General features: G+C 65.4%; 11 protein-coding genes and 5 pseudogenes. 10 read left to right on the forward strand and 6 right to left on the reverse strand.

Annotated elements, in window-relative coordinates; genetic code table 11:
- The coding region (locus FCI23_RS49130) for a UTRA domain-containing protein (protein ID WP_136730490.1) at nt 1-537 on the forward strand (537 nt) is incomplete at its 5' end.
- Between the two features lie 68 nt (nt 538-605).
- Here FCI23_RS49130 and FCI23_RS64700 read toward each other — a convergent pair.
- Entirely contained in the window at nt 606-1,139 is a 534-nt protein-coding gene (locus FCI23_RS64700; protein WP_456318881.1) for a hypothetical protein, read from the reverse strand.
- Nucleotides 1,140-1,323: 184 nt separating this feature from the next.
- Between FCI23_RS64700 and FCI23_RS49140 the strand changes: the two are divergent.
- A pseudogene (locus tag FCI23_RS49140) lies at nt 1,324-2,420 on the forward strand (integrase core domain-containing protein).
- Nucleotides 2,421-2,797: 377 nt separating this feature from the next.
- Here the strand turns inward: FCI23_RS49140 and FCI23_RS49145 are convergent.
- Complete coding sequence (locus FCI23_RS49145; RefSeq protein ID WP_211265819.1) at nt 2,798-4,567, reverse strand: dihydroxy-acid dehydratase domain-containing protein; 1,770 nt, start codon at nt 4,565-4,567, stop codon at nt 2,798-2,800.
- 422 nt (nt 4,568-4,989) lie between these two features.
- Here FCI23_RS49145 and FCI23_RS49150 point away from each other — a divergent pair.
- A pseudogene (locus FCI23_RS49150) lies at nt 4,990-5,577 on the forward strand (ISL3 family transposase); the annotation flags it as partial.
- A gap of 31 nt (nt 5,578-5,608) precedes the next feature.
- Here the strand turns inward: FCI23_RS49150 and FCI23_RS61555 are convergent.
- Nucleotides 5,609-6,178 carry a hypothetical protein gene (locus FCI23_RS61555; RefSeq protein ID WP_246144789.1) on the reverse strand — a complete coding sequence of 190 codons (570 nt, stop codon included), beginning with the start codon at nt 6,176-6,178 and terminating at the stop codon, nt 5,609-5,611.
- A 12-nt stretch (nt 6,179-6,190) separates the two neighbouring features.
- Between FCI23_RS61555 and FCI23_RS49160 the strand changes: the two are divergent.
- From FCI23_RS49160 to FCI23_RS49170, 3 genes and pseudogenes are all read left to right on the forward strand, one after another.
- Nucleotides 6,191-6,367, forward strand: a pseudogene (locus tag FCI23_RS49160) (IS6 family transposase); the annotation flags it as partial.
- Between the two features lie 744 nt (nt 6,368-7,111).
- Nucleotides 7,112-8,209 (forward strand): isocitrate/isopropylmalate dehydrogenase family protein, encoded by a 1,098-nt coding sequence (locus FCI23_RS49165; protein ID WP_136730492.1) that lies wholly within the window; start codon nt 7,112-7,114, stop codon nt 8,207-8,209.
- Nucleotides 8,210-8,291: 82 nt separating this feature from the next.
- Entirely contained in the window at nt 8,292-9,737 is a 1,446-nt protein-coding gene (locus tag FCI23_RS49170; protein WP_169317341.1) for an MFS transporter, read from the forward strand.
- 74 nt (nt 9,738-9,811) lie between these two features.
- On the opposite strand, the gene FCI23_RS49175 is transcribed toward FCI23_RS49170, so the two are convergent.
- Entirely contained in the window at nt 9,812-10,492 is a 681-nt protein-coding gene (locus FCI23_RS49175; RefSeq protein ID WP_136730494.1) for a GntR family transcriptional regulator, read from the reverse strand.
- Nucleotides 10,493-10,847: 355 nt separating this feature from the next.
- Between FCI23_RS49175 and FCI23_RS49180 the strand changes: the two genes are divergently transcribed.
- Both FCI23_RS49180 and FCI23_RS49185 read left to right on the forward strand, forming a co-directional pair.
- On the forward strand, nt 10,848-12,221 hold the full coding sequence (locus FCI23_RS49180) for an amidase (RefSeq protein ID WP_136730495.1): 1,374 nt from the start codon (nt 10,848-10,850) through the stop codon (nt 12,219-12,221).
- A 224-nt stretch (nt 12,222-12,445) separates the two neighbouring features.
- Complete coding sequence (locus FCI23_RS49185; RefSeq protein WP_136730496.1) at nt 12,446-13,852, forward strand: amidohydrolase family protein; 1,407 nt, start codon at nt 12,446-12,448, stop codon at nt 13,850-13,852.
- Nucleotides 13,853-14,012: 160 nt separating this feature from the next.
- Here the strand turns inward: FCI23_RS49185 and FCI23_RS61560 are convergent.
- Nucleotides 14,013-14,316, reverse strand: a pseudogene (locus FCI23_RS61560) (IS6 family transposase); the annotation flags it as partial.
- A gap of 71 nt (nt 14,317-14,387) precedes the next feature.
- Between FCI23_RS61560 and FCI23_RS61565 the strand changes: the two are divergent.
- Both FCI23_RS61565 and FCI23_RS49200 read left to right on the forward strand, forming a co-directional pair.
- Nucleotides 14,388-14,498 (forward strand): annotated as a pseudogene (locus FCI23_RS61565) (MBL fold metallo-hydrolase); the annotation flags it as partial.
- Nucleotides 14,499-14,946: 448 nt separating this feature from the next.
- Nucleotides 14,947-16,197, forward strand: coding sequence for an MFS transporter (locus FCI23_RS49200; protein WP_136730497.1), 1,251 nt, complete (start codon nt 14,947-14,949; stop codon nt 16,195-16,197).
- Between the two features lie 54 nt (nt 16,198-16,251).
- Here the strand turns inward: FCI23_RS49200 and FCI23_RS62805 are convergent.
- Nucleotides 16,252-17,060: transposase (locus FCI23_RS62805; protein ID WP_136730498.1), on the reverse strand; the 809-nt coding region annotated here is incomplete at its 5' end.

Consider the following 17,060-nt stretch of genomic DNA (forward strand, 5'->3'; position numbering starts at 1 on the left):
ATGGCGAGGGGCGGCCACGCGGTACGGCAGACGGTCCTCGACGCCCGCCGGGTCGACCCCGCGACCGCCGAAGCGCCTCCTCCGGACCCGTCAAACGGCCGACCATCCTTGGCGCGATCGCGGCCCGACAGCCACGGGGCGTCGGCGGAGCTTCACGTAACGGGGGAGCAGTACTACTTCCCCGACTTCCCCGGTGGCGTCATGGAGTACCGCTATATCCGCTGGGTCGACGAGCTGCCATGGTCGGTGTCCTTCGCCGCTATTCCTGCGGCGCTCGCCCCACCGAGCTGGGATGGGACCAACAGTCTCTTCGCCGCCATGTCCGCCGCCCACGGCGTCGAGGTTCTGCGCGACGATCGCTGTTTCTCGGCGGTTCCGGCCAACCCGGAGGATGCCGCATGGCTGGAGGTGCAGGTGGGAACGCCACTGCTCCTGCTGAAGGGGACCAACAGCAACACGCAAGGGCAGGCCGTCGCTCATATCGTCCACCGCATCCGCGGTGACCGGGCCGAGTACGCCGTACGCGTCCCCCACTGAATTGGACGTGGCGGTTGCCGCGCCCAACGCGGTTGTCGCTTTCTACGCCAACAACGGCGGCGACGCCTTCACGCTGCCCGTTCGGGCCTCCATGGCGCCCAATCTGCGGTGGCAGGGTGTGGCTCTATACCGTGCCCGATGACGCTCTCGTGAACGGCATCGCCGATGGTGCGCTGCGGGTGGGTGAGGAGGCGGGGCTGCCGCTGCATCGATACCCGAGGGCTGGTTTGGTGTCCTGGGCGTCGGCCAGGGTGCGGTGTCGTTCGGGTCGGATGTCCAGATGATCGCGCCGAGGGCAGTGCTGGTCCGCGATTCTCGCCGGCAGCCTCGGCGGCCCGCTGAGTAGCCCGTTTGAGCCGCTGGTCGATACGGGTGGCGTAGGCGGTCAGGAAGGACTGGCGGAAGGAGCGGGTGCGCGAGGCGCCGTCTCCGTATGTCCGGGTTCCGGCCGCCTGCAGCGCTGACTGTGCCTGTACAGCAGCGAGGTGTACAGCAGTTCCACCGCTCGCGTGTCGGGCGAAGCCGATCACGGTGGAGAATCCGAGATTCCTCGACCACACCGTGCGGCAGCGGTTCGCCTCCGCCACCGCCTGCAGCAGCATCACCTTCGGTTCCTCGTACGGGGCGTCCACCGTGACCCGCAGGCCTCCGGGAACCTTGCTCCTGCCGAAAACCTCATCCGCCCTGGTGGCAGCCGGGTGTGAACGGATCCGCGGGTGTCGATTGCGGTTGCTCGGAGCTGGCACTCTCGCGCGGCTGGCGGTGGTCACGGCATGATGATCGACTGTGCTGCTGCGACTGGCTTACCTGGGTGTGGCGAACACGTTCGCGATGCTGCGCCTGTTACCGGTGAGCGATCGGGACAAGGCCGCTGAGATACTGGCGCTGCGTCACCAGATCATGGTGCTGGAGCGCCAGCTCGGTCAGGAGAAGGTGCGGTTCACCCCGGTGGATCGGGCGTTCCTGGCGGCGCTGCTGCACCGGCTGCCGTTGGACGTCCTGCGCGGGGTGCGACTGCTGGTGCGCCCGGAGACGGTGTTGCGCTGGCACCGTGGTCTGGTTGCGCGTCGCCATGCCTCCGCGTCCCGGCCGAAACGCCCGGGCCGACCGCGGACGGTGCACTCCGTCCGGGTACTGGTGCTGCGCTTGGCGAGGGAGAACCCGTGCTGGGGATACCGTCGGCTCCACGGTGAACTCCTCGTCCTGGGCGTGAAGGTGGCTGCGTCCACTGTCTGGGAAATCCTGAAGGATGCCGGGATCGACCCGGCGCCGGAACGCAGTACGAGTACCTGGGCGGACTTCCTGCGCTCCCAAGCCGACGCTCTGCTGGCCTGTGACTTTCTGGAAACGGTCACCCTGTCCGGAGCTCGGATGTACGTGTTTGCGGTGATCGAGCACGGCAGTCGCCGGATCCGGGTCCTGGGCGCGACCCCGCATCCGACCGCGTCCTGGGTAGTGCAGGCCGCGAAGAATCTCGTCATGGACCTCGAGGACGCGGGCTGTCGGGCTCGGTTTCTGATCCGGGACCGGGACGGAAAGTTTCCTCACCTCTTCGACACGGTCCTGAAGGACGCGGGGATCGAGGTCGTCCTCAGCGGCGTCCAGATGCCGCGAATGAACTCGATCATGGAACGTTGGATACAGACCTGCCGACGCGAACTCTGGACCGGACCTTGATCTGGAACCAGCGGCATCTCCTCTACGCGCTGCGGGAGTTCGAAGACTTCTACAACTCCCACCGGCCCCACCAGGGCATCGCGAACGCCCGCCCGTTGCAGCCCTTGCCGGCGCCGATTGGCGATCCGGAGCAGATCACCCGCCTCGACATACGAAAACGCGACCGCCTCGGCGGCATCCTCCACGAGTACGAGCATGCCGCGTGACCTGGGCGGATGGGGTTTTCGGCAGCCACAACGCCACACGCCGCGTCCGCGTCCTCGACGCGCCGGCCAGCCCGTCGCGCCCTGAGCACAAGCCCGGAACCGGGCCCCCCACGCCCCGACACACCGCCAGACACCCACACACCCAACAACGTGACAACGCCCGGCGGTGCGCTCGTCTACACACTGCGCCTGCGCCGGCCTGGAGTCGTGGGCCGAGACGGTGACATGACGAGTCTTCCGGACACTCGTCCCGCTCAAGAGCAACGGTCCGCGCCGTAGCTCCACATCGAAGCTCCGGTTGTCGCAGAGGACTTGGCGGTCACCTGCCTCGACTCCGTCGTCTCTCCTGGCGCTTCGCGTGCGCCGCGATTTCGGGATTAGTCGGTGGCGGTGGCCAGGCCGTCCGACACCCCGCCGCCCTGGAGCGGGGGAAGGGCATTGGCGCGCATCCGACGGAGCAGCCGGGCGCTGACGGGCCGAACCTGCGGGTGTGTTCCCGCATTGCGGTCCGTCTCGACCTGCCATCGAGCACGGCGCTCGGCCTCGGTCACCGCGTCATCGAGCTCGGTGCAGTCGAGGGTGTCCCGGTTGACGTCCACGACGATCGTGTCGCCATCCTCGATAAGGGCGATCGGCCCGCCCTGCGCCGCCTCGGGCGACACGTGGCCGATCACCAGCCCGACCGACCCGCCCGAGAAGCGGGCGTCGGTCATCAGCGCGATGGTGATGGCGCGTTGCCGGCAGAGTGCCGTAATCCGCGAGGTGGGGTCGAGCATCTCCGGCATGCCCGGTGCTCCGCGCGGACCCTCGTACCGGATCACCGCGATGTCGCGGTCCTGGAACTCCTCCGGCGCCGTGGTCAGTGCCTCGAGCAACGACTCCTCGCCGTCGAATACGCGGGCACGGCCGACGAACCGGCCGTCCTCCATGCCGCCCTCGACTCCGGCGAGCTTGATGACGGCACCGCCGTCGGGGGCGAGATTGCCGCGGAGCAGCCGCAGGCCGCCCGTCGGCTTGAACGGCGCCGAAATCGGATGGATCACATCCCCGTCGGGTGCGACAGGGCTCAGGCGTGCGACCTGTTCGGCGAGTGTCTCACCGGTGCAGGTCATGCACGTGCCGTCGAGCACACCCGCGGCGAGCAGTTCGTTCACGATCACCGGCAGGCCGCCCTTGGCGTCGATGTCGACCATCGAGTAGCGCCCGAAGGGCCACGCGTTCACCAGCACGGGCAGCTCGCGCGCCATCCGGTTGAACTCTTCCTGGGTGATCACACCGCGCCAGTAGTCGATACCTGCGGCGCGGGCCAACTCGGGCGCGTGGAGTACCACGTTGGTGGAGCCGCCCATCGCGATGGCCACCAGGGTGGCGTTGCGCAGCGCCGCCGGGGTGACGATGTCACGTGGCCGGATGTCGCGCTCGGTGAGCAATTGGAGTACGTCGAGCAGCTCGCCGGGGAACTCCTTGATGCGGCGCGGGTCCTCGGAGGCCGGGCTGACCATGTGCAGCGGTTCCATGCCGCAGGTGGCGATGAACGACTGCATGGTGTTGTAGGTGAACATGCCGCCGCAGCTGCCGTGGCCCGGCGAGGCCTCCAGTGCCATCCGCCGCCGCTCGGCCGCCGGCTGTGCCGCCGCCTGGTAGCAGGAGATGATGTCGATCGGCTCACCGGTGCGGGAGTCGATGCCGGGGCGGATCGAGCCGTCGGACATGATCACCGCGGGGACGTTGCGCTCCAGGATCGCGGCGAGGGTCCCGACCGGGGGCTTGTCGCAGGCGACCACCGCGATCACACCGCGGATGTCGCTCCCCTCCAGGTGGAGGCACACACCGTCGTTGGTGGATTCCCGGCCGATCAACGAGTAGCGCATCTGGGGCGTGCCATTGCGCTGCCCGTCGGAGATCCCGCCCGCGTAGTTGGGCGCGATCACCCGCACCTGGAGATCGTCGTCGACGACGCGGCGGCGCAGTTCAGCCTGGATCTTCTCGATCTTCGCGGGGACGCCGGCGTAGCAGATGCTGTCGCCCAGGTTGCCGATGAGTCCCCAGGCGGGGCAGTGGATCTTGTCGGGATCCTGTCCCAGTAGTCGCGCCGTCGCGACCATCTGGGTGTCCTGCCCCGGCTTCCATTCCTCCGCCTCGTTCACCGTAATCCTCCGTGACACCCGCCCCGATGTGGACATCGGGGCGTTCGGACATTGGCCCTATCATTGAAGCATGGTCAGCCTAGCCGGTGACTTCGCACATGGGGTTTTAGGGGCTCCCCTGTCGCTTCCGTGGGTCGTTGACCAGGCCTGATACAAACAACACGCCGTACCCGGGGTACGTTTCGGCTTGCGAAAGAACGAAACGGAAGAACCTGGATACGGCGTGCGATCTACAAGGATATGGACTCGGCTGCTCGGTGTCGAAAAGACCGTGATCGAGCTCGTGGAGGCCGAGGAGCCCGATGCGGGCGAGGACGGCCCGGAGGATGTGCTGATCGTGGTGCACGCCCGCCCGGCAAAGGGCCGTCGTCAGCGGTGCGGGATCTGTCAGCGCCGGTGTGCCAGGTACGACAACGGTGAGGGCCGCCGGCGCTGGCGGGCGCTGCCCGAACGCGGTGCGCGTCATGGATCCCTTCCACACGGTCCAGTGGGCCACCGACGCCCTCGACGCGGTCCGCCGTCAGGTGTGGAACGACGAGCGCGGCGGCAAGGGCCGCGCCACTGCCGGGTCGAAGTCCCTGAAGAAGGCCCGCTGGGCCCTGTGGAAGAACCCCGAGGACCTCACCACGGGCCAGCAGGCCCAACTCGCCTTCATCGCCAAGGCCCACCCGGTCCTGCACCGCGCCTACCTACTGAAGGAGGGCCTGAGGATGGCACTCAAGCAGGGCCAGGAAACCGCCCAGGCCCTGTGGGACTGGGTACTGTGGGCACGACGCAGCCGCCTGGAGCCCTTCGTAAAGCTCCAACGCTCCATCGTCAAGCACTGGGACGCCATCACCGCAGCCGCCGATCACGGACTGAGCAACGGCCTGGTCGAGAGCATGAACACCAAGATCCGACTCATCACCCGCATGGCCTTCGGCTTCAAGGACGCCAACGCCCTCATCGCCCTCGCCATGCTCAGCCTCGGCGGACACCGCCCCCACCTACCGGGCCGTCAAGCCGCATAAGACCACCCACGGAAGCGACCGAAGAGCCGTTTTAGGTCTCCAGCCAGCGGGGTCTGGTTTCGTCGATGCCGAGGAGTTCGAGCAGGTGCGCTTGGACTCCTTGGCTGATGAGGATGGTGGGTGGGCTGGTGGCGGTGCCGGGGCGGAGCATGAGGCTGTCGAGGTGGTAGAGGATCATGCGTCCGGTGGGGCGGACCCTGCGGTTGTCGGGGTAGAGGCCGCTCATGATCTGTTCGGGGCCCAGGGCCTGGCGGACTTGGCGTTCGATCAGGCAGAACACCAGCAGCGCGGGGCAGATCACGGTGATCAGGGCGGCGATGCGCCGGTTGTGTTCCAGGAAGATCGGCGCGACCGCGAGCGGGCCCTTGAAGTCGTGGTAGCGGCGTTCGACCACGCCTTGGCCCTTGTAGCGCAGTAAGACCTCCGCGGCGTCGGCCTGCTCGGGAGTGAGCCGGGTGACCAGGGCGTACCAGCCGTCGGCGGCGGCCTCTGTGTCCAGGGTGTCCTGGTCGAAGTGCCAGGTCAGGCAGGGGCGGCCGTCGGGGTCGGTGGTGACGGTGGTGCGCAGGCAGCTCGCCACGCGGCGGGTCTTGGCGATCACGCCGAGCGATAGGGCTTCCGCAGCGTCGGCGGAGCACAACGCTTCCTGTCCGCGTTCAGCGGCATCTCACCCCACTTCCGCCCCCGCCGCCACCAGATGACCGCACCCGAACACCGAGCTGAAATGACCATCCGCTTCGCCATCTGGGACCAGGTCACCGGCGCTGTCGGCCGGCCCATCACGGCCTGAGCACCGGCCCGGAACCCGGCACCACCACGCCCCGACACGTCGTCAGGCACCCACGCACCCAACAACGTGACAACGCCAGCAGGAGCCTTGGCGACCGGGCACCGCCCCGAGGTGCCGCGATCCATACTGCCGGCCGCCCAGCGCCGGGAACGCGCCCGCGTCCGCAGCGAGAAGGAGGACGAGGTGGCGGACGACCATCCCCGAGCCCGGTACACCTTTCCGGTCGCCGCATCCAACGGAGCGAGCCGTGTAGGTCGATCGTCGTTCGGCGCCCGTCACCCAATTTTGCACACAACTTGGCACCCGTTGAGCCGGATACCGTCCTGCAACCGGGTCAATCGTGGCCCATCCCGCCAAATTTTGTGTACAACACCTTGACGGGCGGTGGTCCAGGAGCTTTCATAGCCATCACAGCGCGACGCCAGACCAGGAGGGTTCGGGTGCAAGTTGTACGCAATAGCGACTTGAGGTCACTTCGGACCCGGACCGGGCCCCGGCGGTGGCCGGCGGTTCGAACGTTCGGCAGCGATACCGGTAGCCACCTGCGGGCAGCTGACGATTTCGCAACCGGCGGCACGCGATCCGCCCCTCTCGGCTCCTGCCAAGCGCGGCAGCACGGGCGGAGCACGGCCGCGCGAACGCAGGATCGGGGACCGACTTCTCACTGGGCCCGGGAGTCGGGTGCGCCATCTGATGGGGATGACGGGTCCACCCCACTTGTTCCATAGCGAAAGGAGTCCACGCGTGTCCCCTGTTGCATACAAGATTGCCCTCCTGCCGGGAGACGGGATCGGCCCAGAGGTTCTGGAGGCCGCCGTCACGGTTCTCGATGCCGTTTCCAAGCACTTCCGTATTGGTCTCAGGTATGAGCGGCACGACGCAGGCGCCGAGCTCTATCGACGGACGGGCGAGTCAATATCGCCCCGGACGATGGAGGCGATTGAATCTGCGCACGCGGTGTTGTTCGGAGCCGCGGGGCTTCCCGATGTCAGGAAGCCGGACGGAACGGAGATCACCCCCCAGATCGACATCCGAGAGCGCTTCGGACTGTTCGCGAGTCTGCGGCCGTGCCGGCTCTTTCCGGGCGTTCCGACCCGAGTGAAGGCCGAGGCGGTCAACATGCTCGTGATTCGCGAGACCACCGAAGGCCTGTTCGCGGGGCGCCATGATCCGATCGAACTCAGCGACGAGTCGGTGAGCGACCGACTCACCATCACCCGGGCCACGTCGGAGCGCCTCTTCGCGCTCGCCTTCGAGCAGGCTCGCTCCCGGCGGCAATCCGAGGGCACGCCCGGTCACGTGACATTGCTGGACAAGTCGAACGTGCTGCGGTCAAACGCTTTCATGCGCAAGGTTTTTGACGAGGTAGCGCAGCGCTACCCCGATGTCACGAGCGACCACCTGTACATCGACGCCGCCTCCATGATGCTGGTGACCGAACCCGAGCGGTTCGACGTGGTCGTTACGGAGAACGTATTCGGAGACATCACTTCTGAGATTGCGGCCGGAGTGGTCGGCGGCCTCGGTATTGCGCCCTCCGGAGACATCAGCCTCGAGCACGGGGTCTTCCAGCCGAGCCACGGAACAGCACCGAGTATCGCGGGCCAGAACAAGGCGAATCCGGTGGCCACCATTCTCTCAGCCGCAATGCTGCTCGATTGGTTGTCCTACCGCCACAGTGACAAGGAGTGTCGAAACGCGGCTGCCGCGATCCGAAGCGCTGTAGAAGCAGTCCTGCGCGAGGGTCCTCGTACGCCGGATATTGGAGGAACGAGTTCCACGGGCGAAGTCACGTCCGCCATCGTGCACTCACTTGAAGCAACGGTGTCATCGGAGGCATGAGATGAGCGAAAGCCGAAGCGATAGAGAACAAAACTCCGCCCGACCGCCGGCTTTCCAGCCGCCGGGGTCATCGGAGCTCATCATGACAGACACCGCGAGCATCGGCGTCGCCGACGACGTTGCGGTAGAACGACTGCGGCTCCGGGCGCTGGATGAACTGGCCAGCGGCCTCGACAGAATCCCGTTCCGCCGAGCACATGTGTGGATCCTTGTGCTCGTGTCGTTCGGCGCATTGTTCGATGCGATCGAGCAGTACAACGTCGGCCTTGCCTCGCCGTTGATTGCCAAGCAGTTCTCTCTGAGTAGTTCTCAGGTCGGTCTTTTCACCACCTTCACGTTCGGTGGCATGGCGCTGGGCGCACTCCTCGCGGGAATCGCTGGCGACAAGTACGGACGCAAGTTTACTTACATGTACAACCTAGCATTGTACACGTGCGGGGCTCTCCTCACCGCTCTGGCTCCGAATTACGAAGTGCTTCTGATCGGCCGGCTCGTCGTGGGGATCGGCCTCGGGGGTGAGTTGAACACGGGCCTTACCCTGGTCTCCGAGTTGATGCCGACCAAGGCTCGGGGAGCGGCGGTTGCGACAGTCAATATTGCCGCTGGCGGTTTGGGCATATTCACCTCTTCCGCGCTGGCAGCCTTGATGCTCGGTCCGCTCGAGAATACGCTCGGCGGGCCGACGGTCGCCTGGCGCTGGCTGCTGGGAGTTCTGGTGCTTCCGGCCGCGTTGGTCTTCGTCTACCGACTGCTGCTCCCCGAATCACCCCGCTACTTGATTGTCCAAGGCCGGATAGGCGAGACGAACAAAGTACTCGCAAGGCTGGCTGCGAACAAGCTGAGGGCATCCAAGGAGGTGGTGTCCGAAGAATATGTCACTCTGCCCGAAGGTACTCGACTCCCTGGTCAGCGGGTGAGGCTCGCCGAAATCTTCCAGGGTCCGCTGGCCCGGCGCACCATCGTTATCTGGGTGGTGTCCGCCATGACCTTCGGCGCGGCGGTGACAGTCGCTGTATTTATGCCGACAGTCCTGGTGTCGCGTGGGTACAACGTGGGCGCGTCTCTTCTTTACACCACCATCATCAATGTCGGCGGGCTAATCGGAGCCATCCTAGCCAGCGTGTTCGGGTATAAGCTCAAGCGACGTGCCGTCCTCACCTATGGTGCGATCCTAGCGATGATCATCGCGGTCGCTTTTGGTGCCTCGTCAAGCCTTTTCCCGATTTTGTTGTTCGGCGGACTGCTGCAGCTGATGTTCATGCTTCTCAACACGACAGCGTGGACCTGGGCCCCCGAACTGTACCCCACCAGGGTGCGCGCGTTTGGGACCGGAGCTGCCGTCACTGTCGCCTTGGGGTCAGCATCGCTTGTGCCCTACGTGGCCGGCGCCACATTCGCATCGTTCGGCGTGGTGGGCATGTTCGTCCTTGTCGGAGTCATGTACGCGATCATGGCTGTGGCAGTCCGCTTTGGGCCCGAGACCCAAGGGTTCTCCCTTGAGCAGGTCAGTGAAGGCCAAGCGCTGTGACCATCAAAAGGGACCGCCCGGGGACTGCGTGCCGCGCCACGCGGCACGCAGTCCCCGGGCGGGAAATATCCCGTTCAGTGCGAGTTCTTTCGCGACATGAAATCCTGCAGCAGCCTTGCTTTGGCAGCCTGAATATGGGAATTCATGAGAGCTGCAGCCCAGTCCGGGTCGCGCGCCTCGAATGCTGCGAGCAATTCCCGATGGTGCATATTGCTCCGAGCGAGATCAGATGCCGTGAAGGTGTTGAGCTCACGAAGGAGCAGAGGCATAACCACAATGATGTTTCTCATCGCGGATACCTGATGTTGTCCGGCGTGCGTCGCTACCGAGCCGTGCAAGTCCATGTTGAGTTCGGCGACCCTCCTGACGAGTTCCGCATCCCCCGGCCGCCGCTGACCAGTGAGGTCCTCCATCTCGTCGCACAGCCGGCTCAGTCTTTCGATCTCAGCTGTAGCGATGCGCGTAGCGGCTCTGCGGGCGGCATACCCCTCGACCAGTGCCCGTATTTCATAGATGGCTTCGACGTCAACGCTGCTCCAATCGACGACCCGGGCGCCCCGGCGCGGGAGAATCTCCACCAGTCCTTCGGCCTCGAGTCGACGGAGAGACTCCCGGATGGGAGTCCTACTGAACCCGTATCTGTTGGCGAGTTCAGCTTCCCCAAGTCGCATGCCGGCGGTCAGGACACCGCTGACGATGTCCCTCCGCAGATGGCCATACGCCTGATCCGCAGCCCGCTCTCGCATCGTGGTCATGTGTATTCCAGTCTCGCTGCTTGTAACTCCTGAGCAAACCGGCTAGGGGAGTGCGTGTGGTGACACGGAGCGCTGGACCGGATCGGCACAACACCGTCGAGCGGCCACGTCGCACCGCAGGGACCGGCGGCACAGACGCTTCCGCAGATCAATCCACCAGGCCACCGCGCCAACCCCACACAGCCCGAGGTGCATACAAAGTATAGCTCCAAGGTGCCGCCGTCCCTGAGCCATTGGCGGCCTTCAACGCAAGATTGTATGCATTTGTGCGACCGTGCACTGCTCGGACGCTTTGCCGGGTGCTGCGCACCGCTGCCGCGCAGATGTCCGTCTCGACCCCATTACGGAGGTGAGCATGACCCCGCTGAGCTCCATCACCAGCCTGGTAGACCGTTGGGATGCGGCACGAGGCAATTACGAGGCCCTCGACTCCCGCGTCCACGCTGTCATCAGCTGGATCGACTCTTCGCGTGAAGAAGCCGTGGAGCTGGAGTGTGAGCGGATCTCCGGCACGCACAAAGGCATCCTGCATGGTCTCCTCGTCGGAGTGAAGGACAACATCGAGACGGCCGGCGTACGCACTACGGCCGGCGCCTCCTTCCTGGCCACGAACCGCCCGTCCCATGACGCTCACGCAATAGAATTGCTGCGCCAGGAGGGTGCCGTTGTCGTGGCCAAGTTGAATATGTCTGAACTGGCCATGGGCGCTACCAATCAAAACCTCACCTACGGCATGTGCCGCAATCCGTGGGACCTGCACCGCATTCCTGGGGGCTCGAGCGGAGGGTCCGCAGCCGCCTTGGCAGCGCAGTACTGCGAGGCGGCGTTGGGCACGGACACGGGTGCCTCTGTGCGTGTTCCGGCCTCCTTGAACGGGGTCGTCGGCCTGCGCCCCACATTCGGCGCCATTTCCAACCGAGGCGTCATTCCCCTGGCGAGGACACAGGACACCGTGGGGCCCATGGCCCATTCCGCACGGACAGTGGCCCGACTCCTAGACGTTCTTACAGGCTTTGATGCACTGGATCCGTACTCGACTCGGTGGAGCGGAGAACCGGCTACCGCCAGGTTGGGTATGGACATCCGCTCCCTACGCATAGGCCTACCCGAGAGTTTCTTCTTCGACGACGTCGACGCTGGCGTTTCAGAAGTGATCGACCGGTTCCTGGAGTTCTTGCGAAGGGAAGGCGCCGAGTTCATATCGATTCCCGATTTTGGGCAGGCCGACGCTTCGCGGCATTGGAACCGGATCGTCCTTTGCGAAGGCTTCGCGCTTCACCGCGACCGCCTGCTGCGTTCGCCAGCCGATTTCTCGGCGGATGTTTACGACCGGCTAGCCAAAGGAGGAACGGTGAATGCCACAGATCTGGTGTACTCACTCGAATGGCGAACCGATTATCGGCATCGCCTCCATCGCATCCTTCAAAACGTTGACGTCATCGTGTCTCCGGTGGCTCCGGTGGACGCACCCTTCGCCGATGGCATCGACTCGCAGACGCAAACCGAAGCACTGGGACGCAAGACCTATCCATGGGCCCTGCATGACGGACCGACGATGACTCTGCCCATCGGTTTCCATCCGGGATCGGGAATGCCAGTGGGCATCGCCCTTGTTGGAGGCCGCTGGTGCGAGTCGAAACTGTTCCAACTCGCCGATTACTACCAGCGCCGGACCGATTGGCATGAACGCCGCCCGCGACTCCTTGAAGGTCCTCGTCCAATGAAGTAGCCGCTGCTGCCCGGCAGGAGATTTCACGGCTGGAATTCCCGCCCCGGAAGCAGAGCTGGGGCCAGCAGGCACAGCTGGGCCCCTCGACCAAACAGCAAAATGTTTTGCTACGCCTGGAATGGAGCCGGGTCCCTCAAGGAGGACGGGATGGCACAGCTCCGCGCCTGTGACATCGGAAACCCCGCGAGCGGACCACTTTTCACCCTTGAGCAGACAGGAATTTCATGTTCGACCTCATCATCAAGAATGGCCTTGTAGCTTCTGAGTACAACGTGCTGCCGCTGGACGTGGCCGTACATGCCGAGAAGGTCGTTGCCCTCGGTGTTCATGGCCAATTCGATCGTATGGATGCCGCCAATGTCATCGATGCGACCGGAAACTACGTGCTTCCGGGCGGTGTGGACGCTCATGTCCACTATGATCTGAGGCTCTCCGATGCCATGAAGGCACAATCGCCCGTTGCAGGGTCCCGGGCCGGCCTCTACGGAGGCACCACGACGTACATCGACTTCTCCATGCCTGGCGAAGGGCAAGACCTAATCGAATCAGTTCAGGACAAGCTGCGAGTGACGGCGGAACAGCGGCCCAACTCGGATTACGCTTTGCATGCGATTGTCACGGGCGACTGGCCCATGTCCTATGCCGAGCAGATGAAGGAGGTTATCAGCGGAGGCGTTGTTTCCTTCAAGTTCTTCACCACTTTCCGCGGCAGTCCCAGCCTCGGCGGGGTGATGACTGACGATGGTCGCATCTACTCGGCCATGCTCGAAACTGAGCGCCACGGCGGGATCACGATGGTCCATTGTGAAGACGAATGCATCATCGACTACAACACGAGGCGTCTTTACGCGGAGGGCCGGCCTGAGTTCTGGAATATAGGCGAGGCCAGGCCGCCCCTCGCGGAAGAAGCCGCAGTGCGCAGAATGCTGCTCCTGGCCGAGCGCACGGGATCTCCTCTGTACATCGTGCATGTGTCAGCGATGGAGTCCGTTGATGCACTTACAGAGGCGCGCGCAAAGGGAGTGAATGCTTTCGCCGAAGTGCTGCATCCCAACCTAGTCTTCGACCCTGAGTTGTACAGGATGCCGCATGGGCAGCGTTACATGAACTTCCCGCCGAACAAGTCCAAGGAACACCGGGAGGTGCTATGGAGTGCGTCTGCCGACGGGCGGATCCACACTCTGGCCAGCGACGACTTTACTTTCCCTCTCCAGGCGAAGATTTCCGGAGACACGATCGACAACGTCACGGGCGGGACGAACAGCGTCGAGACACGATTGCCCATTTTTTGGTCCGAGGGCGTGACGAAGCGCAACGTCTCCGTGACGCGCTTCGTCAACATGACCGCAGCTGCGCCGGCCAAGCTTTTCGGCCTCTACGGTAGGAAGGGTGTGATCCGCCCCGGTGCCGACGCGGATATCGTCATCGTCGACCCCCAGGCTGAGCACCGATACGTTCAGGGTGAAAGCCTCCACTCGGACGGTGATTTCAGCAACTGGGACTCCTGGGAGGTTCGAGGATTCCCGGTCGTGACCATCCTTCGTGGCCATGTCATGGTGGACCATGGTCAGTGGGTCGGACCTCGTGGCATCGGTAAGTTTATCCCCGGTACATCTCCAGAGGATCTCTAACGGGAGCTTCACCTCGGCGCGCTGCCGCGGGACGAGGCGTCACGCCCTGCCAAGGGGCGCACAGGCGCGCCTCCGCGTACGCGGTTAGCGCACGCGATCACCCTGCGCACCCCCGATGAGCGGCTGATCTGGTACGTCCCCATCAACACCCGTTCGAGCTATTGCCGTCCTGGTCGACGGCCCGCACAGGTACTTCAGCTCGCCGTTGATCTTGATGTAGACCTCGTCCAGGTGCCATTTGTCCCCGGGCCGGGGCTGCCGGCGGCGCAGTGCGTTGGCGTAGGTGTGCCCGAACTTTTGACACCAGCTGCGGACCATCTCGTGGGAGACGGTCCGCCGCGCTCGAGCATGAGTTCTTCGACGTCGCGGAACGACAGCGGGAAGCGGAAGTACGGCCACACGCAGTGAGAGATTACCTCGACCGGGTACCGGTGCCCCTTGTACGACAGCGACGTACTCTCCACGGACGACTCCCCCTCCACCACGATCAACCCGAAGATCATCCCACCCCATCAGCCAACGTGACAGCGCCCCCCTCGCCGACACGGACACCCTCGTCCTCGGCACCCACTTCGCGCCGCCCACCGCCGGCCGCGTGATCACGCATGGGGACACCTACCGGCTGCTGCCCGTCCCCGCAGCCTGAAGGCCTTCCCTCCCGACCGCGTGGCCAGCCCGGTCCGTGGCTGACGCTGTGCGGACCGGGCTGATCACCGAGCTCGACAAAGGCCGCTACTTCACACGTGAGTTCACACCTTGATGGCCCACGTTGTCCTGTCCGTCATCAAGCCCGAATGGTCTGTCGACCTTGGCGCCGCAGCCGAAGCGGCTCTTCCTGTCCCAGGTCGGCCGAGGCCGCCAACTGCGGCCAGCCGACTGGGCCGGAGGCGGCATGACATAGGTCACAGAGCGTGCGGCTCAATCTTGGAATGTGGGGCTACCTGCCACTGCTGCACTCCTTAGAGCCTTTCCCTGTTATGGGGTGCGCCGGGCAATGGTGCTTAGCGCGACTGGCCACGGGAGCTGGAGAGAAGCTTGGCTCTTCTCTGCGCTCCTGTTCCTGGACCGCTGTCTTTGAAAGGTTCTTCTGCACTATGCCATTGGCTCTGCTGGCCCTGGCTGTCGTCGCCTTCGGCATCGGCACCACCGAGTTCGCCACGATGGGGCTGCTGCCCCAGATCGCCGATGGGACCGGCGTCTCCGTGCCGCACGCCGGCAACCTCGTCTCGGCCTACGCCCTCGGTGTCGTCGTCGGCGCCCCCGTGCTGACAGGCATCGGTGCGCGCATACCCCACAAGCGGCTACTGCTGCTCTTGTCCGGGCTGTTTGTCGTCGGCAACGTCGCGTCCGCGCTTGCTCCCGACTTCGGCCTGCTCTTCGCCGCGCGCTTCCTGGCCGGCCTGCCGCACGGAGCGCTCTTCGGCGTGGGCGCCGTCGTGGCCTCTCGGCTGGTCGCGCCCGAACGGGCCGCACGCGCCGTCTCGAGGATGTTCCTCGGACTCACCGTCGCGAACATCGTCGGCGTCCCGGCGGGAACGGCCCTCGGGCAGCAGCTGGGCTGGCGGTCGGCCTACGCTGCGGTCGCCGTCATCGGCCTCGTCGCCCTCGCCTCGCTTGCCCTCTTCGTTCCTCACCAGCCACGCGGCCAGCAGTCCGGCATCCGGCACGAGCTACGGGCGATGGGCAACAGGCAGGTCGCGATCGGCCTGGCCACGGCCGTCGTGGGGTTCGGCGGGTTCTTCGCCGTCTACAGCTACCTGGTGCCCATGCTGACGAATCTGACGGGCATCTCCGACTCCTCGACCACCCTGGTCCTCGCGCTCTACGGCGTCGGCATGACCCTCGGCACGCTGATCGCCGGGCCGCTGACGGACCGTGCTCTGCGGCCGACGCTGTACGCGGGGCTTGCTCTGCTCGCCGCAGCCCAGGTGACGTTCTACTTCACCGTCCACAGCACCGTGCCCGCCATGGTGACGATCACCTTCATCGGTGCGGTCGGTTCCTTCATCACCACGCCCGTCCAGATGCTGCTCATGGCCAAGGCGAAGAACGCTCCGACGATGGCCGCGGCCTCCAACCACTCCGCCTTCAATCTGGCCAACGCGGGCGGCGCCTGGCTGGGGGGCCTTGCCATCTCGGCAGGCTGGGGCTGGGCCTCGCCCAGCCTGGTCGGCGCGGCTCTTGCCGTAGCAGGCCTCGGCCTCGCCTTTACGGGCGGCCTCATGGACCGAGGCAGCCCGCGCTCCGAGGTGATCACTTCATCCGGCGCCGAAACGTCGACGGAAGCCGGACAAGTTCCGGCAGCTCAACGCATGGGCGAACCCACTGGGGAAGTTTCAACCTGAGGTTGCTGGTCGGAGGGGTGGTGTGGCGACGGATGCTGAACGGAAAATCGAACCTCAGCCGGGCAGGCGGCAGCATCCGTTCCGCGAAGCGGAACGGATGTCCGGGGTCGGCGGGTGTGGTGAGGCTGTGGGGGCGAGGGTGACTTGGTGGCCGAGGGCTTGGAGTTGGCGGACGAGGTCGCGGGTCTTGCGGACGGGGTTGAGATGGCGCTGGTGCCAGTCGGCGCCGAGTTCCTGGTACTCGGCGTCGGGGTCGTTGATCAGGTGCCAGACGATGACGAGGATGGAGCGGGCGACGGCGACAACGGCTTTGGCGTGGCCGCGGCGTTTGACGATTCGCCGGTAGCGGGCGCCGAGAAAGGTGTCGGTGCGGGCGGCGGCGTTGGCGGCTTCGCCGAGGGCGCCCTTGAGCCAGGGGTTGCCCCGTCCGGCCGGGCCGGCGGTGTGCTTCGCCCCGGACTGGATGGTTCTGGGACACAGCTTCGCCCACGAGACCAGGTGCTCGGGGGTGGGGAAGCGGCTCATGTCCAGGCCGATCTCCGCGAGGATGATCTGGGCGGTGACCGGTCCAACACCCGGGACGGCGTCCAGGTGCTCGACCAGGGCCCGTGCGGTTCGTCCCGTGGCGACGGCTGGGGGGCCGGCATCGTCCGCGCCTGGGGTGGTGTCGTCGTGCGGGCCGGTGAGCTGTTCCAGGGTCTCGGTGATCAGTCGGTCGAGCTCGCGTATCTGCGCGGTGAGGTGGTCGACGGTGTCCAGCAGCACCCGCAGCAGACGGCCGTGGTGGTCCTCGAACTGCCCGGTGAGGGCCTCGGTGAGGGCCGGTTTCTTGTTGACCAGGCTGCCTTTGGCGAGGTCCGCCA

It is taken from the genome of Actinacidiphila oryziradicis (assembly GCF_005047355.1).
Lineage (GTDB): Bacteria > Actinomycetota > Actinomycetes > Streptomycetales > Streptomycetaceae > Actinacidiphila > Actinacidiphila oryziradicis.